The following is a 23,101-nucleotide window of genomic DNA, read 5'->3' as shown; positions in this document are numbered from 1 at the left end:
TCCTATGTCCGCATGAATCGAATTAAACCCAATGACCGTCGCTCGTCCGCATAACCATCGCCATCGATATCCACCATTACAATGGCCCGCGCCCGAGCTTCTTCAAACATCCGCCTATACCGGTTTGCTCGAAGCAATACATCTTCACTCGCTTCACCAAACACCATTACCCCGGAGTAAATCCGTTCTAGTGTTCCCAGTGTTTCTAGTCTTGCCATGACTGTTACCGACACAACCGCATCATCGCTCAGTACTTTACCCGGCTCATCCCGGTCCGCACCCAACAATGTCATCAATCCCTCGTGGACCACTGAAATCTGTGGCCCAAACGTGTGGACAGTTACGGCTAAGCCGCTTCCATCTTGGCCAGGTATAGCACTATCACTCAGTTGCGTTCTTAAAAGTGAAACCTCAAGTTCATTTGCGCTTACCCGGTTTACGACCTCAAATGGAACATTATTGATCATGGCCACATGACCCGTCTCAATATCCGCTTCCACAAAGTCCGCTGTGATGCTCTGTAAACTCGTACCGCTTAGCACGCCATCCGTTACGCTTACAACCTGTTGCCCGACGAATGCTACGTCTTTAAATAGGCTTGGCTCATATACCAATAAATCTCGATCTGTCGAAAAGTTCATCTTTCGCCCCTTTGCAAACATATAGATCATTAAATAGGTGCAGCAGCGGTTATGCCGCCGCACCGTTCATGCAAACACGGGAGTGTTAGCTTGTACTCAAACCATCAATGATGCCGTGTGCCTGCTCATTGCGAACCTCAGCGGTGTATTCGCCAACCACCATGCCGTTCTCAGAATCTCCCGTAGACGCGAGCGTCTTGTAATGGAAGCTGCGGCCTGTAAGTGGCAATACCGAGATACGAGAAGAGTCAAGCAGAAGTACTGAGTCTTGTGGAACCCACCGCGACATGATCACCCGACATACACCAAAATCGGATTCATACACACTGACCAGATCACTAAACTTTCGGTCACTTGCGTCAAATCCGCGAGATGACGTGATGAACTGATTGATCTGACGTTTCTGGAACCCGTTCACCAGAATCGTATCGATATGACTTGACGATTCTTCCCAGATACCTCGAAGTGTGCTGTTCAGCAAATCTTCTGTCAGTGCAGCACCGCCAGCAGCAGAAACGTTGGTTTGAATCAATGATGTTAAGCCGTTCATGGAACGTCTTGTGGTACTATTTCCCTGCTGATTCGAAGCTGGAGCCACGCCGTTAATCACAGAATTCTCAAGGTCACGCATCAGCTCACGCAAGCGTTCTTGCTTCTGGTAATCCAACTCATCCGCAATACCAATAGTCTTCGTTGCAAGCACTGAGCCTGACACGTTAACTTTTGCAGACAAGATCTGTGTATAGTTTTGTTTACGTGTACGGTTGGTATAACGCACATCACCCGCTTCACCGCCCTCAAGGGTCGCATTGCCAATGATGTAAACTTTTGTTCCGCTAGTATGCGTTGTTGCTGTCGTACCGCCGTAGCCACGAATAGCGATGGCCGTTTCTTCTGCACTATTGGCGCTGGTGACAAGCATGACTTCGCTTGAGCCTTCAATACGCACCAGATCTCCAACACGGAATGTACCAGCATGCTGAGATTCGATCTCCGTTTCCACAGCACTTAACGCGACAGCGAGCAAGGATGTATTTGGCTGTAGCGTGTCTTCTAACCATTCATGTACGGTGCTTTTCGCGCTGTAGGGTGCATCACCCAAGTGGTTTAGTAAAGGGGTTTCGTAAGGGCTAACAATACTCACCACATCTGAAATATCTTCTGCAATTTCCGGCAATGATGTGCCGGCGTCATATGTTGCTTTACCTGTAAAAGCCATGTCTATTTCTCCTAATTTTTAGTCTTCATTTCACCACCGTATCTTCAGGGCAGTACCTGTTGATTACGACGTAACTTCAAATAGCGAAGCAAATCCGTGCGTGCTCCGCTGGACGCCGCCGCCTCGGCAGCGCCATACAACTCATCTCCTTGATCAAGCTGATCTCTCACCGGCATGGCCAACGCATGTCCCGGGCCACGCTTACGAAACAGGTACGGCTTACTCTCACGCAAATCATCAACCGCCAACCGAACATCCGGGTCTTCCATCTGCTCAATTGCCATTTCCGTCAACAATCTTGCTGCTTGCATATCAATGGCATCCGATTCAGATAAGAGCGAATCGATCTTCTGACGCCGCTCTAAATAATCCACCAGATCCTGTGACTCAGATAAATCTTGTTCGAGCTTCTCCAGATCGTTTCGCATTTCGATTACCGTACGCTCGGCCACCTGGGCGCGTTTGCGATAGCGAATTGCTTCAGTCACTGGAACCAACCGTTCTTCCTTCTCTGTACCCGTGGCCGCTCCCGACTCTTGCTGAGTCGTTTGTTTTGCATTGTTTTCTTGCAATGAATTAGCAGTAGAAATATCAGAAGTTATATTACTAACATTATTGCTTGATTCATCGCGATCATGACTGTCCATCAATATTGCTCCCGTTGTTGCTGGGTTCACTGAACCCGAGGTTTAATCTTCACTCTTCAACTCAGTCGTGCCGTAGCCAAGCTCCGCGAGAATTTGCTTCTCGGGTACACCAAGGTCTCGCTTCAGCTTTGCATTCTTTAATTGTTGTGTCTCGCCCACCGGCATCGGTTCGGCCCAATCCATTCGAACTCTTCGTTCGCTCGGTTTGTTTGCAAAAATGCCATACACATCCGCAGCGTGTAGAATGAGCTCACATAAGGAAACTAGACCTCCCCCATACGTCACCCGCTTCTTCTCCGTCTTAGCAATCAAACCCATCATCACAATCCGTAGCGCATTCTCGCTCGTCAGGTTTCCAATCCGATCGCGTATCACCCCTGTCACCAGCGGGCTCACGCCACTCGTCTTATCCATCGCTTCACGTACTTCTGTGATATGTGCTTCTTCTGATGGCGTGTTCCCATCACCACCAAACTCTTCAATCGATGCGTCCGGATTGTTGGTCGACCACATTTGTCCCGGCCCCACAGGTCGCTCAATAAAATCATCAATCCCACGACCAAGGTACATTTTGAACGACTGGAATGTCACTCGATTAGCTCGATCAGACAGCCGCGTATTTAATTCATCCTGCAATGGGATTAGTGGCTCAACTTCGCTCAATCCTTCATAGTAAAACGGCTGCGACATGTTCTGCATATGAATGACAGGAATACAGCCGAGGCGATTCGTTTCTTCACGTACTAAAACCCGTGGCCCGCCCTGCCCGACCTGTCGGTACTCTCGTACCAAATTATCTGTCCATACATGTGTATGCGCCACACTGCCATCATCTTGATCTTGCCCAAACAGTTTCCGCCCGAATCGTTTTAGCGTGCCTTTCTCCGCTGCCGCCCCGCGTTGCCGCCAGTGAACAACATATCCTTCGAGCCGCCGGTAATCTGTATCATGCAGGATCGGTACCACATGCTGCGGCTCCACCAGCTCCAGCACAATATTGTTTCGCTCATCAACCCGAAGCATGACATCCGCAAAACCATAAATCCCGCCCAAGAGCGCCATGTCTTGTAAGAAGCTTAATCCACCGTTCTGATCAAGCACATGTCTTAAGAACTTTTCAATTGCATCTTCACGTTCACTCTCGCCAGCCAAACTCTGAATTGCCACCGGACGTGATAGCATGAAATCAACCATGGCATGAACACGCCACGCAATGTCGTTCTCAATCACGATCTCCTTTTCCATGCCATCTTCATTCAGTCGTTGTAGTCGTCGTGGCAGCCCGCTTTTCTGTGCCTGCTCGTCTCCTTCTGCATTCCGGAAGTACGACCAGTACCGTGACAACCGTCTCTGTCTGGTCCGTTCATGCTTCGCAATCTTCTGCTCCAGCTGTGTGCTGCTTATCTCCCGCACCGCCCCGACATGTTCTGTCTGCTTAACCATCAGATTTGTGTCCTCCTCGTCTCGCCATGCTTGTACTGTCTGCTCAAGTTCTCCCGGTCTACTTTGAGCCGTCACTCTCTCCCATTTTCTGTACGAAATGCGCACACCTTGTTGGTGCATTCGTCTAAATGGTGGTAGCTCAAGGCGATATAGTGATCAAAAGAAATCTAAAGAGTTAGGGTAATGTTTGCGTTGTGCGCGCTGGATAGCGGCTTAATGTCGCAAGGTTTGCGTAAAATGCACTTGCTCGCCGGCAGGATTGATGATTTAATAGTCAGTGCATGAAACGAATTGAACAAGAATTAGACACTCTTGAGAGTATCACCCAAATCCTTGGCGATAATCTTGAGCTCCACCAAGTCTTTCAGCGGGCTATGACCCTCCTCTCTGAAAAGCTCGGCATTCAGCGCGCTGCGCTTGTCCTACTCGACCGTTCTACCGATCAACTCGAAACCTTTGCTGCCGTCGGGTTAACCTCCGAAGAGCAGTCGCGCGGCCGCTATGCCATCGGCGAAGGTGTCACCGGTCAGGTCCTCGCTACCGGCCAGCCCGCCCTTATCCCCGATATCAGCAAGCATCCCGACTTCCTCAACCGCACCGGCTCCCGGCCCACCGATGACAACACCCCCATCTCATTCATCTGCCATCCCATTGTCGATGCCAATGACCGTGTCGGCACGATCTCCATCGACCTCCCCTTCCAATCAGAAGATCACCTCGCCTCCATCGACCGCATTCTCCGCATTATCGCCGGCCTCTTCTCACAAACCACTCGTATCCATCACCTCATCCAACTTGAAAAAGACAGTTGGGCTACAGAAACAGAACAGCTCAAAAACAACCTCCGATCAAAATACCGATTCGACAACATCATCGGCTCCTCCCCCGCCATGCTCGATGTTTTCTCAACCATCGCCCAAGTTGCCTCCTCACGTGCCACCATCCTTCTGCTTGGCGAAACTGGTTGTGGCAAAGAACTCATCGCCAAAGCCATCCACTACAACTCCCCCCGCCGCGACAAACCCATGATCCGCATCAACTGCGGCGCACTTTCACCCCAACTCCTCGAATCCGAGCTCTTCGGCCACATCAAAGGCGCCTTCACCGGCGCGGTCCGCGACAAGATCGGCCGCTTCGAAGCCGCCGATGGTGGCACGATCTTCCTCGATGAAGTCGGCACCCTGGATTCACAATTACAAGTCAAACTCCTCCGCGTGCTTCAAGAGCGCGAGTTTGAACGTGTCGGCGATCACCATACCGTGAAAGTCGATGTCCGCGTTATTGCCGCCACCAACCTCGACCTCGAAGAAGAAGTCCGCAAGGGCAACTTCCGTGAAGACCTTTATTACAGGCTCAATGTTGTCACCATCAACCTCCCTCCGCTCCGTTCAAGACGTGACGACATCCCCCGTCTCATCGACCACTTCCTCGATATGTACAACAAGGAAAACCGCCGCGAGCTTTCCCGCCTTTCCCGTGATGTCCTGAACACTATGCTCCGTTACCCTTGGCCCGGCAATGTCCGCGAACTCGAAAACGCCATCGAACGCGCCGTCGTTTTATCAACAACAGAAGAATTCACACTCGAACTATTGCCGCTTCAGATCCGCATGTTCGCTCAGCAACTCCGTGGCGACAACACTCCCGAATCTATCGAAGCACTTGCCGCCAAACTCGCCGAGCTTGGCATCAAACAATTCCACGTTTACGAAGGTGAAGTCTACGACCTTGTCGTTCACGAAGTCGAACGACAACTCATCCGCGAAGCGCTTTCCTACAACGACGGCACCAAAACCCGCACCGCCGACTTCCTCGGTATTAACCGCAACACACTCAACAAAAAAGTTAAAGACCTCGACATCGCCACCTGACATATTTGAAGCACATCAAATAACAAGCCCACCCGTTCCACGGGTGGGGTCACATAACTTCAATCACACTTTCTTTTGAGTCAAGCGCGAACCTGAACCACGCGCCCACACCCACGCTCTTGGTATCGTTGCGTCATCCATTTCACGAGTGGGTATGTTCCCGCCCCACAAATCATTCCCGTTAAGATTCCGCCAACCGTCATCATGATCATCGCATCCACGCCATGCATGAGCAGTCCGCCTGCCATGAGTTCCGACGCTTCCGTCATCTCACCCTGTCCATTCAACATCCGCCATGGCCACACCAATTTTCCAACCCAATACGTTATCGCAAAAATTGGCCCCATCGTTACCGGGTTACTGATCCACACCGGTATGATCGCTGCAGGTCGTGATGTCCGCATCAAAGTCGCCAACACACCCGCGATTACCATCTGCAATCCAATCGTTGGCGTAAATGCTACAAACACACCAATGGATGAACCCATCGCCACATCATGTGGCGTCGCGCGCAACTTCACCAACCTGCGAAACCAATACCGAGGTGTTAGCCACAATCGGCATTGCCTTTCACTCATTCGCCAGCCCCAAGATTTAATCGCAGCTTTACGCATCTACAATCATATCGGCCTCCCACGTTCTCAACTATCCAATCCACTCGACATTTATTCCAAACCCACATATCCCTTCTTCCACCTATCCGTACACGCCGCACATTCCGACCTTCATTCTTTTCCCATTGCGTTACCCAATGAAAAACCTCATCCATGAGGACGAGGTTTAAGTGTGTGTCCGTTATCTATATATAGACGGTTGCCCCGAGGGCATCATGCGTTCTGAAGATATGCTGTTACTAGCTTCACACCCCAGCCGCTCGGTCCCTTCGCATACAACCCTTTTTCCGCATCAAATGATGCCACTCCCGCAATATCTAAATGCATCCACGGCAAGCTCGGCATCTGTATCGCCGCATCCTCACCCACAAAGTGTGATAAAAATGCAGCGCCCTGAATCGGATGCGCCTCGCGGTTTGCCGAGTTCACCAAGTCCGCATGTGTCCCTTTCATCTGACCGCGATGATCGTCCCATAGTGGCAGTTCCCAAACACGTTCGCCCGTCACATCCGCCGCCCGTTGCATTTGCTTGGTTAGTTTTTCATCCGTGCTGAACACGCCAGCACAATACGAACCTAATGCGACAACCACACCGCCCGTCAGCGTCGCCATATCCAACACCACGCGTGGCTTAAACTGTTTTGTTCCCCATGCCAAACCATCCGCCAACACCAATCGCCCTTCCGCATCTGTGTTGGTCACTTCACACGTCACGCCATTGTAGAATGTGATGATGTCATCCACGCGATATGCTTCAGCATCGATCATATTTTCTGCTGCACAAATCACCGCAACCACATTTTGTTTAACCTTCAGCCGCGCCGTCGCTTCCATGATTCCAATCACCGTCATGCCCCCGCACTTGTCGTACTTCATCCCTTTCCCACCGTCCGGCTTGAGCGAATAGCCACCCGTATCAAACGTGATCGACTTGCCTACCAGCAGGATCGGCTTCTCTTTCGCACCACCACCCTTCCATTCCAACACAATCATTGCCGGCGGCGTCTTACTCCCGCTTCCTACTGCCAATAATCCACCCATCCCCAATTCTTTCGCTTTCGCCTGGTTCACCACCGAACACTTCATCCCTACCTCGCGCGCCAGCTTCTTACATTCCTTCTCAATATACTTCACACTCGCCACATTCGGCGGCGTTGCCGCCAATCGTCGCGCCGTACTCACACCCATGCCCACCTTCAGCGCATCATTCAATCCCTTTCGCACCCCGTCTTCAACCATAACTTGCAAGCTTGCTACTTTTGGCTTCTCTCCACTTGCTGTGCCCTTAAATTTGTTGAACACAAAGTTTGCCTGTGCAAACCCATCGCCCACCCACGCACCAAATATTTCCGCATCAACTTTTTTCTTGATCGCCCCGCCACCAATCACCACTAACTTTTTAATCCCTGCAGCGTTTGCCGCTTTACACAGGTTTGCCGCCGCCAATCGAACATCATTTCCGCTGGTCGTGCCTTGCTCACCAACACCCACCACAATTACCTGCTTCGCGCCCTTGCTGGGATACAACCGCGTTACACACCCCGGCGCACCCGACCATTCCTCTCGCTTGATTGCCTCCGCAATCACCCCGCCATGTGCCGCATCAAACGCTTTCAGTGCTGCCGGCACGCGCGCCAATTTATCATTCAAGAAAACACCGACTGCGTCCGCAGCATACTTCGGCTCAGCAACATCAATCGCTTTTGTCTGTACTGTGATGGTTCGATACATCTTGGTTCCTCATGGTTGGGGTGCAAAGACTGGCTGATTTATTCCTCGACAAGATCAGCATCGCCCGTCAAAAGATCCTGCGCCTTTGCATTAAATAATGATCATCACCCTCTCTCTTTTCACTTCATACCTGCGCATATACTTTTCTCCAGCCCACCGCTCTAGCGTGTGGATTCAGGGGTCGTGGGTCTGCTCATTATTCCGTGTTTACTGTGCCCCATTCATGACCTCATCCCATGTTGCGTTCTGCCGCTAATCCTTTTATCTACAGAGTTCTTCACTCGCCTTTAGTGCTTGCTGCCGGAATGGCCCACTGCCCAGCAAGTCAATAAATTCTCTAAACTCATGCTGGATAAACATTTGGATAGGGTGCTTTGGGGATTTCGGTTGACACCTTTTACCCCGGATGATAGTCTGCAACAGTACGTCCGTACTGGTTTTATGAGAATTAAAGCCCTCCCCTTAAAAGCATTTTGTATCGGAGTATTGGATAATGAGACGACCGCGTCCGCTGGTAGGGGCCATAGCGATTCTTATCGCCGGCCTGTTCGGGGCTTCCTGTAATATAGCCATCGCACAAGATACCGAAGTGACAACCATGCCTTCGGATATCATCGCGGCGACCGGTCCGCTCACCGCAGACCAAACTCAAACCGTGGAACAGTTCACCGCCTATTGGCTTGACGTTCTGCGCACCGGATCTCCCAACGACAAAGACAAAGCCCGTCGTAAGCTCCGCAGCACATCAACCGCAGCAGATCAAAACGCGGAGTTCCGTAAACGTTATAACGCTATCCTGCTTTCGCAGATCGCTGCCAGTCTTAAAGCACCCGAGATTCCTGCAGAAGCATCTAAAGAAGAACGCCAGCGGCTTACCACCGAACACCTACTTTTCCGCATCAATGCCATGTGGGTCATTCTTAAAGTCTCCGGCGAGAACATCCTTCCCGTCATCGAAGTTGGCCTCACAGACGAGAATGGCGCCGTCCGTTATTGGGCTGCTAAGGCTGCTGCTGAAATGGCCACACGCAAGGCCTTCGTTGAATCTGAAGAGCTAGGTGTGCTTAAACTTCTCGAAAAAGCCCTAGGTTTAGAGACTCAATCTGCCGCGCTTGCCGAACAACTCAAAGCTTTGAACGCAATGAAAATTGCTGAAGCTCGTGCTGTTTTGATGAACGTGCTGAGCGCTCGTATCAGTGTTCATGCCGAGAACCCAGCACTTCACTACCTTCCAGAACTTAACGCCCTTCAGGATATGTATCGTCGCGTGATCAGCGATTACGCCAACAACCGCGCCGGCGTCATCCAGCAAATCAACGACCTCACTTCAATCTCATATCGCTATATGCGATTGGTGACTATGCAACTTGAATCCGAAGAAACCGCTGATGCAGCGACCAGCAACGATCGTCCTTCAATGATCGAGCAATGTGATAGCATCCTCCGTTTTGCTGTAACCAACCTTGCACCTGGTGAACGCCAACCCGAAGAAATTACTTCTGCCCTTAAGCGAGCAGACTGGAACTTCATCTTGGTTCAGATTGACCGTTGGGAACGTATCCTTAAGAAGGGGCCATTCGCCATGACCCCTGATCAACTCAAAGTTGAAATACCGGAAGCGGAATAAACCAAAACGCATATGCATACATGAAACGCTACTCAGATCTGGGTAGCGTTTTTTTCTGTCAGTATTTCGCCTGCAGGCATGCCATAGAAGACGTGCCACATGTGATTCTTAGAAGCTATCAGTCGCATGTTGTGCCTACGATGAACGTATCAGACGTGCCGCGGGTTTACCAGTATAAACCCCGGGAAGTCGATATAGTCGTGTCCGATAAAACATGGCTTTTGGGCACCTAAAGTGAATCTTTACACATGGTCGATAGACCCTTTCAACGGGGTGGGTCCCGGAGCATTAGACCGTGGCGTCTGATACCAGGGATATTGTTGCAGCACAGGCCCTGTCCCAAGTAGTGCGACCTGTGATGCAGCCCGCCGACATGAGCGCCAAACGCGCAAGCTGTCGACGGGTTCGTTCGTCTTTTGGCAATACGGTACTTTGCGGCGCGATCTTCAGGATCGGTCAGTCCGGCAAGTTGCTGTGGGCCAGTGACGCAGCCCGGGTTGTGCTCTCTCTCTTCGGAGCGATGGATGCAACTCAATCATATCCATCACTTAACCGTGCATGGGTAAGTAGGCTCTGGGAACAAGTTGATTGCAGTCAATCGAAGCGACAAACACGTCTGCTTCATGACAAGCTTCTTCCCTGCCGCGCATGCGTAGACTGGAACCCACATCTACCTAACGGACTCACAGTTTCGCTTTGGCGCATCGATGCACGTTTGGGTCTTTTATCATCCAACATCGATCCGCTCTGGGAAACGATCCTGAATAAGCTCAATGAGAACAAATCATTCTCATGACAGCACAGAGCGCCGCACACATGGAAAGTCGGTGCTCTTATGAAACTTAGTAAAACCTCAGCACACGCAGCTCTCGCCATCGCGTTTCTCGCAGGCAGAACCAACAGTGGCCCAACCCAGGCGCGCGCTGTCGCTGAGCACCTTGGTATCCCCACAGACTCCGCTCTAAAAATTCTTCAAGCGCTTTCGCGCCATCGTTTGATCAAATCCCAACTCGGTCGCTCTGGTGGATACATCCTTCAGCGTCCCGCTGATTCGATCTCCCTCCTAGAAATTGTCGAAGCGATCGACGGCCCCATCGCTGGTGAAATGCCCATAAGCCAACACCCGCACAGTCTCGATCACTCCATGAACATCCTCCACCGCGCCTGTCAGAACGCCGCAGATCAACTCCGCGAATCATTAGAGCGATACAACGTTGCAGATTTGATCTATATTGAACAACCACCGAATCTTGCCGCAGCAGGATAATCTGCTGAATCCAAAATGAACGATGAACGACCCTGCACTTGCAGGGTTTTTTGTTGATTCCAAATTTCATCAACAAACCATGCCTTACTTCTATTGCATGAAGGCAACATTTATAGGGCTTACGCAAGACGTTATTTGGAACGAGAGTTTCCACCTAAAGACACCTATGCAAGACACCGATGGTTTACACAGAGTGGGTTCAGCCCACACCTGTGTTTGAATTCAGTTGCCCTTTCTTAAGTTCAAAGCAGCAGTTCATGATTAAATGGAGGCATAGCAATGTCAGATCCACAAAATGGCCTAAATGATAGTGTCAGTCAACTGGGTGACACAGATGATCTCAATTCTCTTAACGCCGCTGGTGAAGGTGAGTTGCTACAACTGGTAAGTTTTGTTGTTGGTGAAGAAGAATTTGCCGTGCCCATTCTGAGTGTTCAGGAAATCAATCGGATGATGGAGATCACCCGTGTACCGCAAAGTCCAGAGTACGTTGAGGGTGTTATCAATCTGCGCGGCAAAATCATTCCTGTTATCGATCTTCGTAAACGATTCGATATGGGTGAGCTTAATGACACCGCTGATGCTCGCATTATTGTGATCGAAGTTGCCAAGCGTGTGATCGGTTTTACTGTCGATCGCGTTAACGAAGTTCTCAGAATCAGCTCAAATATTGTTGAGCCACCACCCACCATCTGTAGTGGCGTGGATACCGACTACATCCAAGGTGTCGGCAAGCTTAAAGATCGTCTATTGATCATGCTTAATCTTGAAAAACTTTTCTCTGATTACGATGCGGATGAGTTAGCACGCATTGCTTCTTCGTCTGCTGCTGCGTGATCATCATTCAGCAACGTTCTAATAACAAATGATTTCAACATGATTGAAATCATACAGGCATCATACTGGACACATTATCTATGGCGCTATCTTCTTCAATGTCGAAAGTTAATACGATCAAGATGACCGAAGCTCAGTTCGATCAGCTCCGTGATGTGATTTACAAACGAGCCGGGATTCATTTTCTTGATTCGAAAAAGTATGTCCTTGAATCACGTTTATCACGTCGACTTGAGGAGCTTGAGTTTGAAGATTTCAGCCAGTACATCATGTTCTTGACCGCTGGCCCGTATCAGATGGAAGAGTTTCAGGAGATGTTCAACCGCATCACCATCAATGAAACTTCCTTTTTTCGAAACGAGCCACAGCTTGATTACTTTGAACAACAGGTTCTGCCGCAATTGATCGAAGCGCGCAAAGACACCAAAACGCTTCGTCTTTGGTCCAGTGCATCATCCACCGGCGAAGAAGCCTACACCATGGCCATCCAACTTCATCGTTCACTTGGCATTCGAGCCATGGACTGGAAAATCGAAATCCTGGGTACTGACATCAGCGAAAAAGTACTCAAGCAAGCGCAAGAAGGTAAGTACCCTCATTACTCCGTCCGTTCGCTTAATGAAATGGTCCTTAACCGATACTTCAAACAGGAAGGTAGCTACTACCACCTGGACGAAAACATCAAGAGCATGTGCCGCTTTGAAAAACTCAATCTAAAAGACCGCGTATCCGCAAAACGCTTTGGCACGTTCGACGTTATTTTCTGCCGCAACGTATTGATCTATTTTGATGATGATATGCGTAAGAATGTGATCAGCATCTTTCATGATCAGCTTGCTAAAGATGGCTATCTTTTCATTGGCCACTCCGAATCTTTACGCAGCCTCAACGTGCCTTTTGAACAACTCCCCGCACCACAAGCTTTTGTTTACCAGAAAGTCTAAGTAGAGGAGAGACGTAATGTCATTCGATGATATGGATCCATCATTACTGCAGGACTTTCTCACAGAAGCCGGCGAGCTCATTGAGCAGCTCGACACCGATCTGGTGAAACTTGAGTCCGTTTCTGATGAAGAATCAGCCGAATTATGCAACAGCTGCTTTCGCGCATTGCATACCATCAAAGGCGCAGCATCCTTCCTCGGATTGACCGCGGTTACGACCTTCGCACATGCCGCTGAAGATGCACTTAATTGTCTGCGTAAAGGTGAAGTTAGTGTGACGCCACAAGTCATGGATGCTTTGCTTCGCAGTGCAGATATTGTTCGTGATCAGATCGAAGCGCTTGTGAACGGCGAAGAAGCGCCTGAAGGTCCAGACGATTTGATCGCAACGCTCCACGCGATTTCTTCCGGTAGTGATGATGAGCAAGCCGCTGAAGATCCTGCGGAATCTACAGTAACAGATAATACGGAAGCTTCATCAGATAACGAAGAAGGAACGGAGCTCAAGCTTCCGCCGCAAAAAGCGGATCTGCTTGAATTCATGGTGATTGACCTCCAAGACTATTCCAAACAGCTCGATGGCATCTTCGACAATATTCTGAATGATGCTGCCAGGCAAGATGCATCAGAGAACCTCGCCGAAGTTGCGGACAGCATGGTTAAGACTGCAGATTTCTTTGAGCTTGATGATTTGTGCCTTGTCGTGAAATCTTTGGATGATGTCGCTCAGAAACTCAATCAGTGTTCGCATGAAATACTACCTGAGCTTGTGGTTCGCCTTCGTGCAGCAAAGCATCTGATTGATACGCAAACGGATGCGCTGACACGTTCTCGCGTATTAGCTTGGTCTTTAGAAACATTCATGAGCCGTATCGAAACGCTCTGTGAAGACAAGCCACTTGAAGCGTCACTAATGGGTGCACATCAGAACGATGCGATGCAAGTCCTTGTACTTGATGGCGTACTCAATGAAACTGCTGCTGCTGCTCCATCTGAACCTGCCACTGAAATTGCGCCTGTTGTTGCGGAGATGCAAGCTGCACCCGAGTTGGAGCCTGCTCCCGCAGCTACAAACGAGCCCGCAAACACAACAACTGAATCTAAGGCAAAAACAGAAGAAAAACCTGTTGCCAAGCGAACTGTTGAGCAGACGATTCGTGTGGAAGTTGGTCGCCTTGAGTCGCTGCTCAATCTTGTTGGCCAGCTCGTTCTCAATAAAAACCGTGTACTTGCGCTGACACGTTCATTGAAGGATTGTAGCGCTTCTCCAGAAATCTCAGAAGAGTTTACTGCTGCTTCAGGCGAACTTGATCGCTTGATGGGTGAGTTGCAGGTTGGTGTGATGCGGACGCGCATGCAACCATTGGCCAAATTGTTCGATCGTTATCCACGGGTTATCCGTGACATTGCTCGCATGACTGACAAGAAGATTAATCTTGTGATTGAGGGTAAAGAAACCGAAGTTGATAAATCCGTTCTTGAGCAGCTTGCCGATCCATTGGTTCATATTCTGCGAAATAGTGCGGACCATGGTGTTGAGAATCCAGGGACGCGCAAAGATGCCAAGAAAGTTGAAACCGGGACCATTAAACTTTCAGCAGAACATCAAGGTTCACACGTCCGTGTCGCTATTCAAGACGACGGGAAAGGCCTTGACCGTGAAGTCATCGGCAACAAAGCTCTTGAACGTGGCCTGACAACACCAGATCAATTGGCTGCTCTTTCAGACAATGATGTTTTCCGCTTTATCTTTGAGGCAGGCTTCTCAACCGCGGAACAGGTTTCCGACCTTTCCGGTCGAGGCGTCGGCATGGATGTAGTGCGTACCAACATTAATAAACTCAATGGTACGATCAATATTGCATCCAAGAAGGGTAAAGGCACCACCATTGAAATCCTCATTCCACTAACCGTTGCCATTATGCCTGCAATGGTTGTTGGTGTGGGCAAGCATCTTTATTCAATCCCGCTTCAATCGATTCTTGAAATTGTACGGCCAGATGAACAGTCAGAGTACTCAATCAAAGGCCAACAAGTCATGAGACTACGTGATTCGGTGATACCCCTCATCAATCTACGTGACCGACTGAACGAGAATGATACAAGTGAAAGTAGCCGTTTTGCTGTCATTGTCTCTGTGGGTGGACAAACTGCAGGTCTTGTTGTGGACACGCTTGTAGGACAACAGGAAATAGTCATTAAACCGTTAGATGATTCATATACACAGGGCGGACCTTTTAGTGGTGCGACCATTCAAGAAGACGGTGATGTGTGCCTGATTCTCGATGTGGTGCAGTTACTGAAACAACCATCTAACTCGGGGCAAGATAAGATCGCCGCTTGATCACAGGAGATTCAGAATGAATCAGAGTTACATTATTCCTTTTATGAAATCGGTTCAGAACGTCTTTGAGACTATGCTCCAGCTGCCCGTGCAGATTAACGAGCCAAGTCTTAAAGCCGAGAGCACACCTTCATTTGATGTTTCTGGCATCATCGGTATGTCCGGTGACGTTTCTGGAACCATCGTGCTGAGCTTTCCAACTGCGACTGCTGAACGCATCGTCAGTATCTTCACCGGGATGGAGATGAGCAGCACACACGAGGATTTTGCCGATGCTGTCGGTGAACTCGTCAACATGGTTTCCGGTGGCGCAAAGGCTCAGTTTGTTGACAAGAACGTGTCAATTACCTGTCCATCAGTCGTCGTGGGTTCGTCTCACCAGATTCATGGCCAGAAAGATCTGACACTTGTTGAAATTCCCTGCAGCTCTGACTGTGGCGAATTCTCTGTCGAAGTCGGTATCCGACAAACTGCCGACGTTACCGTATAAGTTTTACAAATAAATTAATCATGATTGAAACTAAGCGGATAGTCGTTGGGGCGTTGATACTAGCTTATCTTTCAATCAGTCAAGATTGACTTGGAGTCATAGGATGAAAGTACTACTCGTAGACGATTCAAAAACGATGCGAAATATTCAGCGGGGTATTCTTACTCAGTTGGGTTACCAGGAAATCGAGGAGGCGGTTGATGGGTTGGACGCTCTCTCGAAAGTGGGTGCATTCGAACCAGATTTACTCTTGGTTGACTGGAATATGCCAAACATGGATGGCTTGACCTTCGTCAAGCAGTACCGTGAATCTGGCCGCAAAGCTCCCATCATTATGGTTACGACCGAGGCTGAAAAAATGCGTGTTGTTGAAGCCATTAAAGCAGGTGTGAACAATTATGTTGTGAAGCCTTTCACGCCTGATGTGTTATCTGAACGTATCAAGGAAACGTTGACACGTACCGCAGCTTAATCGAGCAGCATGCTTGATAAACGCGGACGATACAACAGCCTTGAGCAAGGTGGAGCAGCAACATGTCGCAGGCACCGGCGGAACAGAATGTCCGGGCTGTGGTCTCTGCTGATAAAACAACAGCAGAGTTAGTGATTGCTGCATCGATTGATCGTGAGCTGATCAATGAACCACTCTGCATGACGGTCGTTATGGAAGCTGGCATCGAGGTTTCAGACGACGTCAATAAACAAATGACTGCTGTGATCAAGAAAGCGAAAGCCTCACGGAACAAAGATATCCGTGAGGTTATCTCGCGCGCAACGCCTGCTGTTCCCGGAGTTGATGGCACCATTGATTGGTTTGTTGATCAGGAGGATGAAGAGGAAGAGAAAAAGAATGTTTCACACTATGAGCGTTCTGCATTTGTCGTCGTTCAGGCAGAACAGATTATTGGCAAGCAGGTTCCTGCTTCGCTTGGCACCGATGGTCGGGATGTCACGGGCAAAACCATTCTTGCCAAGGAACCTTTGAAGTGTATCTATGATATTGACGAGTCGATCTTGGTTGATTCGCAGGGACAGCTCATCGCTCAAGTACCCGGTGTTCTTGTACGTGATGGACGCAACGTTTCGATCGAGCCGACATTGGTCATTGAGGATAATGTCGATTTCGCGACTGGCAATATTGATTTCTCAGGTGATGTCGAAATTCGTCAAGACATTCGTGACTGCTTTGTGGTGAAGGCTGAAGGCAATATCACCGTCAACGGTTTTGTCGAAGACGCAACGATTTTAGCTGGCAAGAACATTACTGTTGAACGCGGCTATTCCGGAAGAACACGCGCCGAGGCAAATGCTGGCGGTAACATGGTCAGCAAGTATCTCGATAATGTTGATGCGATTATTCAAAAGGATCTTCTTATTGCGAAAGAGATTATCGGTTCTCGGCTTACTGTGCATGGCCGAATCGATTCACCTGGTGCTATTGTCATCGGCGGAGAAACAACGGTGACACGTGATGTAAACATTGCATCACTTGGGTCTGAAGGTGGTACGAAAACCATTCTGCATCTCGGTGCGGTTCCATTGCTTGAGCCGTTTCAAGATGAATTTATTGAGATGATTGAACTTCTTGAGCAAGAGCACGCAGTGATAATTGATCAGATCCAGATGTATAAAGACATGTCGACACAGGGAAACCTTGCACCCTCTGACATGGAAACGCAAACTCAATGTATGTTCACATCGGAAGAGCTTAAAAAACAAATTGAGAGGGCAAGGAGCGGGTTAGCCGGTTTGTCTGCAACCATAGATGAAATCCGTCTTGTTGATCTCAACATCGGTAAACATTTATATCTAGGTGTTGAAATTATTTGTCGTAAGCAACGTTATATGATTAACAGTGAATGTCGCGGCCCGTTGAATATTAAGGAGGCTCCAGACGGTACACTCGTTATGAAAGGCACGGGTAAAAATATTCGATCAATCACCGAAATTGCTAGTGTTACTGAACTAACAAACGATTCGTAACTGCCCGATATATGCCTTATCCGAATTCAGATATTAGAGAGAGTTGAAAGTACATGAGTCAGATTCGAGTGCTTGTTGTAGATGATTCCGCCTTCATGCGCCGAGCGATCAGCGATATGCTTGATTCGGCACGTGATGTTACGGTCATCAAAACAGCAAGGAATGGAGCAGAAGCAGTTAAGCTTGCAGGTGAGCTTAAGCCAGATGTCATCACACTCGATATTGAAATGCCAGAGATGGATGGACTCACCGCACTTCGCAGAATCAAACGTGAAAATTCGCAAGCTAATGTGATCATGATCAGCTCTCTAACGACAGAAGGCTCAGTTTCATCTTTGCAGGCGTTGCGACTTGGTGCAGCTGATGTGATTGCGAAAGACCATTCAACTTTCTCAACAAAAATTTCAGATATCAAAGATCACCTACTGACGATTGTAAGAGCACTTGCAAAGCAGAGTCACAGGATATCAGCAGCTTCCCCAACTGATACAAAATCAACGCGTACCACTAGAGCGGTATCATCCACAGCATTAACGCATGAATTGCTACCCACGAAAATGCCGAGCTTCAAAACCAATAGTTTTGATGTGGTTTGCATTGGATCAAGCACTGGTGGTCCGCCAATCCTCGAAACAATTTTGACCGCCATTCCGGAAAACTTTACGCTTCCTGTTGTTGTTGCCCAGCACATGCCAAAACTCTTTACCCAGTCTATGGCAACTCGATTAGATGGTATTTGTAACTTACCAGTTGTTCATGCTGAAGATCGAATGTCAATTGAGGGTGGGCATATTTATATCGCACCCGGTGGTCAGCATACACATTTGCAGAAAACAATCAGTCACCGATATAGATTTGCGGTGAACAGCAAACCCGAAGAGGCTGTTTATAAACCAAGCGTTGACGCGCTGTTTACTTCTGCAGCAAATACATTTGGCGCACGGTCGCTTAGTGTGGTTCTTACCGGCATCGGTGAAGACGGGAAGGTGGGCGCGACTAACTTGAGTGCCAAAGGTGCTAAAATCATCGCACAACACCCCGACACGTGTGTTGTCTATGGCATGCCCAAGGCAGTCACCAATGCCAAGTTGATCGAAGCATCATTGAAACCTGAACAGATTGCGGAATGTCTTGCGAATATTGTTGGTACCAGTGTTACAAAGCAAGCTGGTTAGTTAAATAACTAGTCATGAATAAACAGGCGCCGCTCATATGAGACGTGCCTGTTTTGTTATTTATGGTTGGCCACTGGGCTATAGGAGACTACTGATTAGTTCTGCTGCGACAGCAATATCTGCTTCGCGGCTATCTCCCGCTTCACGTTCAATCACGTGATTGCCTGCATACTGGTGATCGTTCAGCACCTTTATAAATGCTGGCCAATCTACCTCACCTGTTCCAGCTTTTTCTTCACTGCCCCACGTGCCTGGCTGCTTTGTAGCTACTGCATCTTTTATATGCACTTGTCGCACTTTGGAAATGAGTTGGGTCAATGAAGCAATGGGATCGCCCTTGCCATAGAGGATCATATTTGCGGGATCAAAGTTAATCCCGATATCATCTCGATTCATCGTGTTTAAAAATGCCATCAAATCTTCGGCCGTTTCCTGACCGGTTTCAAACAATGTTTCGCAGCCAGCTGCCTTGAAGATATCTGCAACAGTATGAATTCTGTGGCACAATTTTTCATATAAAGAATCATTTGGATCTGACGGGATAAAGCCTGCATGGAAGGTCATCGTTTTGATGTCATGCTTGTTGACAATTTCCGCGATTTCTTTGGCGGCTTCCTGGTTATCATCCCAGTGTTGATCTAGGATTAAACCGCCGGTTGCTTTGATGGTTTCAAGTGTGCTGTAATCTTCACCTTTTGTGCCGAACATGCCGGAGACAATCTCTATGGATTCATCTTGCAACATCTTAAACACATTTAGCCAGTCAGCTTTATTCTCCCGCACCGGGCACAGGGCTAGCTGTACCTTATATAGACCTAGCCGCTTAATCGCATCTACTAACTCTCGTTCATTTTTCGGTTGTAGTGACCAGCTACAAACACCCAGCGTTGACGCATACGTACTCATCCGTTGCTCCTTTTAGCAAGCAATAACTCTGTTTAACGAAGTACCCACTGCATCACGGAGCCATACTGTAGCGGATATTCTCACCTACTCAATAGCTCATATCTCGTTATATTGCGACATTATTGACAGATACTTGTTGCGACCCCCCATCATTAATTATGATGGTGTTATCAGGTTAGATGAATCATTCAGAATGATTATTACTTTTGCGATCCGCAGAATGGATGAACCCATGCCTCAGTGTTTGCAGCATTACATCCGCATGTTCACAGAGAGGCTATTTCTAAATCGATTGTCTACAGTCGCGATATTTTTCATGATGCTTTCATTCTGTATTGCAGCAGATCAGCCCGCGGCTACTCAACCTGCTGCAACACAGCCTTCAATCACCACCAAATCTAAAACGCAACAACAATCAATCAAGAAAAAACAGAAGCGTATCTCAACACGATCTTTGAGAAGAAGCACGCAGCAGGCTGAAGTTAATCAAGGCGATCCACTTCAGCCCGATGAGATTGCGCATCATGTATTAAGCCGTCTTGCCTTTGGCCCTAAGCCAGGACAGATCGAAGAGATTATCACGCAAGGTCATACATCATGGATTGATGCCCAGCTAAGTCCAAGAACAGTTGATAATGATGAGGTGGAGGCATATTGCCGCGAAAAATTTCCTTCGATGTATATGTCGATGACGGATTCACTCCGGCAATACATGCCAAGGGATGATCCAGATAAAACATCGCTGGAGAATACCCGTCATCGAAATCGGATGCGTAGCGAGCTTAAAAAACAATTGCGTGCTTACGTAATCTACAGAGCGGTTCATTCAAATCGTCAATTTGAAGAGATCATTATCGACTTCTGGCGAAATCATTTTTCTATCGATCAAAACAAAGATGATGTGGCGTATCACGCAAATCATTTCGAACAAACGCTTCGCCGCTATGCGTTTGGCAAATTCGATCGTTTACTACTTGCCACCGCTCAGCATCCCGCGATGCTTATCTTTCTCGATAATATTGTTTCTCAAAAACCGCTTTCAGAGATTGAGCAGAATCTGCTTGAGCGATATGACGATCGCAAGTACGTTCCACGATCGGTGCAGGCGCTTGGCCGTCATCGTGGACTTAACGAAAACTATGCCCGCGAGCTTATGGAATTGCACACGCTTGGGGTGGATAACGACTACACACAATATGACGTTATAGAATTAGCTCGAGTGCTCACCGGCTGGTCGGCGGGCTGGTCTGATGGTTCATACTATGGCAAAGAAGGCGCGGAGTATGGCTTTATCTTTCGGCCAAAAGTACACGATACCAATCCTAAGAACGTACTTGGCTTGCGCATGAAGGGTCGCGACGGGATTAACGAAGGCATCGGTGTTATTCGTAAACTTGCACTGCATCCAAACACTGCCACGTTCATTTCATATAAGCTTTGCCGATATCTTATTCGCGACGATCCATCCCCTACGCTGGTCAAACAGGTGGCATCTGTTTTTCGTAAATCCAAAGGTGATCTCTCCAAGGTCTATAAGGCCATCGTGCTTTCAGATGATTTTCTCTACAGGCAAAATTTCCAAGTAAAGTTTCGTACACCCTTTGAGTTTACTATCGCATCACTTCGCGCTAATAATGCCACAATCACTTCCACCGGTAGCCTGACTTATTATCTCAGCTTGATGGGGCAGGACCTTTATCGTTGTGGGGATCCGACCGGATACTACGATCAGGCAGAGGCGTGGCTTGACCCGGGTGTCATGGTATATCGCTGGCAGTTTGCGAACGATTTAGCTCGTAACAATATCCGGGGCGTAAAGCATCAAACCTATACCAAACCAATATCGCGCATTTATGATCAATTCATTGTGCCATCACTTGCCAGTGAAGAGCTTGTCACGGCCATGAAGGATGCAAAGACCAAAACACATGCCATGACGTTACTGCTTGGCTCGCCAGATTTTCAGATGCAGTAAATCAGAATCGTTTCGTATCACAATATCGTTGAGACAAGACTATGGGAACCACACGCAGAGATTTTCTAAAAGCTTCAGCCATGCTAGCAGCCAGCACCGCGGGTACGTTTTCTCCCATGCTTGCTGCACGTGCGTTTGCACAGTCAGATGATCTTGCGAATATGAGCGGGTGTAAGGAAACGCCAACACTCATTGCGATCTATCTTCGTGGTGGTGCGGACCCATTATCAACCATGATTCCGTTCGGTGATGATCTTTATTACCGAATGCGCCCAACCATTGCAGTACCACAACAATCACAAGATGGCCGTCGTGGTATTTTACGATTAAATAATTACTGGGGTTTCCATCCTGCTGCAGCTCCGCTTGTCGAGTTGTTTAGGCAAGATTTATTAACGACCATTATGTGTGTTGGATCCAAGCATCCGACACGTTCGCATTTTGATGCACAGGATTTTATGGAGCGTGCTGCACCCGGCATCAAAACGGTGACTGAAGGTTGGCTGAATCGTTATCTTTCTCTCACGCAGAAATCCGACGATCATCCACTTCGCGCGATTGCTATGCAATCGATCTTGCCGCGATCATTGCGTGGGCAATATCCTGTTGCGGTCATGCCTAGAAGCAATGCTGAATCAGTGGCCGCGCCATTTGCATCGCTCTATGCTTGTGAAGAGGGTGCGATGCAATCAAGCGAAGCAAAAGGGAAGACACATCTCATCGGCTCTGATCAACCCAAGAATGCGGATGAGAACAAGCAGCGTATCATGCAGGCAGGCTACCAAGGTGTGCAACGTGTGAAGCGCATCAATGAGCTGATGCGATCCCGTGAATCAAAGTCGGAATATCCATCTGGAGGACTTGGTCCTAAACTCAGACAGCTTGCCAAGATCATCAACATTGATCAAAAATTGGAAGTTGCGGGTGTGGACTACAATGGTTGGGATCATCATGCTTATCAGGGTTCAACTGGTGGCATTATGGCGCGCATGCTTGACAACCTTTCACAATCGATCGGGGCTTTTGTTACTGATATTGGCCCACACATCAACAATACCGTCATCCTTGTCATGTCTGAGTTTGGTAGAACTGTTAAAGAGAACGGTAACAACGGTTCAGATCATGGGCACGGCGGATTTATGATGGCCATCGGGGGGCCGGTTGCTGGTGGTAAAGTCATGGGCAAGTGGTCAGGCTTACAACGCCGCAATCTTTATCAGGGTCGCGATCTGCCTGTGCACGTAGACTTCCGTGATGTCTTTGCTTCGGTTTTAACCGGCCTATTTTCGTTTGATCATGAGGCACACGATTTCTTCCCCAAATATTCCGCAGACAATAAGTATCTCAAGCTCTTCAAAACAAATGCATAAATAAGTATTCTTGCTGC

At 48.5% G+C, this 23,101-nt stretch carries 20 protein-coding genes; 13 read left to right on the top strand and 7 right to left on the bottom strand.

The features are described 5' to 3' along the window. Positions 1–2: 2 nt before the first annotated feature. The 4 genes from ACQ6WK_RS16050 to ACQ6WK_RS16035 form a co-directional block, all read right to left on the bottom strand. On the bottom strand, positions 3–641 hold the full coding sequence (locus ACQ6WK_RS16050) for a hypothetical protein (protein WP_432798404.1): 639 nt from the start codon (positions 639–641) through the stop codon (positions 3–5). Positions 642–726: 85 nt separating this feature from the next. After that, a complete protein-coding gene (locus ACQ6WK_RS16045; RefSeq protein WP_432798403.1) occupies positions 727–1,860 on the bottom strand; it encodes an SU10 major capsid protein in 1,134 nt (377 codons plus the stop codon). Positions 1,861–1,904: 44 nt separating this feature from the next. Then, positions 1,905–2,507 carry a hypothetical protein gene (locus ACQ6WK_RS16040; protein WP_432798402.1) on the bottom strand — a complete coding sequence of 201 codons (603 nt, stop codon included), beginning with the start codon at positions 2,505–2,507 and terminating at the stop codon, positions 1,905–1,907. 42 nt (positions 2,508–2,549) lie between these two features. Continuing rightward, positions 2,550–3,950 (bottom strand): phage portal protein, encoded by a 1,401-nt coding sequence (locus tag ACQ6WK_RS16035; RefSeq protein ID WP_432798401.1) that lies wholly within the window; start codon positions 3,948–3,950, stop codon positions 2,550–2,552. A gap of 281 nt (positions 3,951–4,231) precedes the next feature. Between ACQ6WK_RS16035 and ACQ6WK_RS16030 the strand changes: the two genes are divergently transcribed. Further along, entirely contained in the window at positions 4,232–5,821 is a 1,590-nt protein-coding gene (locus ACQ6WK_RS16030; protein WP_432798400.1) for a sigma-54 interaction domain-containing protein, read from the top strand. An 80-nt stretch (positions 5,822–5,901) separates the two neighbouring features. On the opposite strand, the gene ACQ6WK_RS16025 is transcribed toward ACQ6WK_RS16030, so the two are convergent. Both ACQ6WK_RS16025 and ACQ6WK_RS16020 read right to left on the bottom strand, forming a co-directional pair. Continuing rightward, positions 5,902–6,399: a DUF2062 domain-containing protein gene (locus tag ACQ6WK_RS16025; RefSeq protein ID WP_432798399.1), complete on the bottom strand. Its 498-nt coding sequence runs from the start codon at positions 6,397–6,399 to the stop codon at positions 5,902–5,904. A 249-nt stretch (positions 6,400–6,648) separates the two neighbouring features. Then, positions 6,649–8,166, bottom strand: coding sequence for a leucyl aminopeptidase family protein (locus tag ACQ6WK_RS16020; RefSeq protein WP_432798398.1), 1,518 nt, complete (start codon positions 8,164–8,166; stop codon positions 6,649–6,651). Positions 8,167–8,659: 493 nt separating this feature from the next. On the opposite strand from ACQ6WK_RS16020, the gene ACQ6WK_RS16015 reads away from it, so the two are divergent. From ACQ6WK_RS16015 to ACQ6WK_RS15970, 10 genes are all read left to right on the top strand, one after another. Beyond that, positions 8,660–9,793, top strand: coding sequence for a hypothetical protein (locus tag ACQ6WK_RS16015; protein ID WP_432798397.1), 1,134 nt, complete (start codon positions 8,660–8,662; stop codon positions 9,791–9,793). Positions 9,794–10,166: 373 nt separating this feature from the next. Further along, positions 10,167–10,589, top strand: a complete 423-nt coding sequence (locus ACQ6WK_RS16010) for a hypothetical protein (RefSeq protein ID WP_432798396.1) — start codon at positions 10,167–10,169, stop codon at positions 10,587–10,589. A gap of 39 nt (positions 10,590–10,628) precedes the next feature. Then, positions 10,629–11,060, top strand: coding sequence for an RrF2 family transcriptional regulator (locus tag ACQ6WK_RS16005; RefSeq protein ID WP_432798395.1), 432 nt, complete (start codon positions 10,629–10,631; stop codon positions 11,058–11,060). Positions 11,061–11,339: 279 nt separating this feature from the next. Beyond that, on the top strand, positions 11,340–11,897 hold the full coding sequence (locus ACQ6WK_RS16000; protein ID WP_432798394.1) for a chemotaxis protein CheW: 558 nt from the start codon (positions 11,340–11,342) through the stop codon (positions 11,895–11,897). An 80-nt stretch (positions 11,898–11,977) separates the two neighbouring features. Further along, positions 11,978–12,841, top strand: coding sequence for a CheR family methyltransferase (locus ACQ6WK_RS15995; RefSeq protein ID WP_432798393.1), 864 nt, complete (start codon positions 11,978–11,980; stop codon positions 12,839–12,841). A 16-nt stretch (positions 12,842–12,857) separates the two neighbouring features. Continuing rightward, on the top strand, positions 12,858–15,185 hold the full coding sequence (locus tag ACQ6WK_RS15990; protein ID WP_432798392.1) for a chemotaxis protein CheA: 2,328 nt from the start codon (positions 12,858–12,860) through the stop codon (positions 15,183–15,185). 16 nt (positions 15,186–15,201) lie between these two features. After that, complete coding sequence (locus ACQ6WK_RS15985; protein WP_432798391.1) at positions 15,202–15,675, top strand: chemotaxis protein CheX; 474 nt, start codon at positions 15,202–15,204, stop codon at positions 15,673–15,675. Between the two features lie 103 nt (positions 15,676–15,778). After that, the gene (locus ACQ6WK_RS15980; protein ID WP_432798390.1) at positions 15,779–16,147 is read left to right on the top strand and encodes a response regulator; all 369 of its coding nucleotides are present in this window, start codon (positions 15,779–15,781) and stop codon (positions 16,145–16,147) included. Between the two features lie 62 nt (positions 16,148–16,209). Further along, a complete protein-coding gene (locus ACQ6WK_RS15975) occupies positions 16,210–17,658 on the top strand; it encodes a DUF342 domain-containing protein (protein WP_432798389.1) in 1,449 nt (482 codons plus the stop codon). A 53-nt stretch (positions 17,659–17,711) separates the two neighbouring features. Continuing rightward, positions 17,712–18,833: a protein-glutamate methylesterase/protein-glutamine glutaminase gene (locus ACQ6WK_RS15970; protein WP_432798388.1), complete on the top strand. Its 1,122-nt coding sequence runs from the start codon at positions 17,712–17,714 to the stop codon at positions 18,831–18,833. Positions 18,834–18,911: 78 nt separating this feature from the next. Here ACQ6WK_RS15970 and ACQ6WK_RS15965 read toward each other — a convergent pair whose 3' ends face one another. Beyond that, positions 18,912–19,739, bottom strand: coding sequence for a sugar phosphate isomerase/epimerase family protein (locus ACQ6WK_RS15965; RefSeq protein ID WP_432798387.1), 828 nt, complete (start codon positions 19,737–19,739; stop codon positions 18,912–18,914). Positions 19,740–20,055: 316 nt separating this feature from the next. On the opposite strand from ACQ6WK_RS15965, the gene ACQ6WK_RS15960 reads away from it, so the two are divergent. Then, the gene (locus tag ACQ6WK_RS15960; protein WP_432798386.1) at positions 20,056–21,714 is read left to right on the top strand and encodes a DUF1800 domain-containing protein; all 1,659 of its coding nucleotides are present in this window, start codon (positions 20,056–20,058) and stop codon (positions 21,712–21,714) included. Positions 21,715–21,755: 41 nt separating this feature from the next. Beyond that, positions 21,756–23,084, top strand: coding sequence for a DUF1501 domain-containing protein (locus ACQ6WK_RS15955; protein ID WP_432798385.1), 1,329 nt, complete (start codon positions 21,756–21,758; stop codon positions 23,082–23,084). The last annotated feature ends 17 nt before the right edge of the window (positions 23,085–23,101 follow it).

It is taken from the genome of Poriferisphaera sp. WC338 (genome assembly GCF_050931845.1).
Taxonomy (GTDB): Bacteria; Planctomycetota; Phycisphaerae; order Phycisphaerales; family Phycisphaeraceae; genus Poriferisphaera.
Note: the sequence above shows the minus strand (reverse complement) of the source record. Positions and strands in the feature narration are given on the sequence as shown.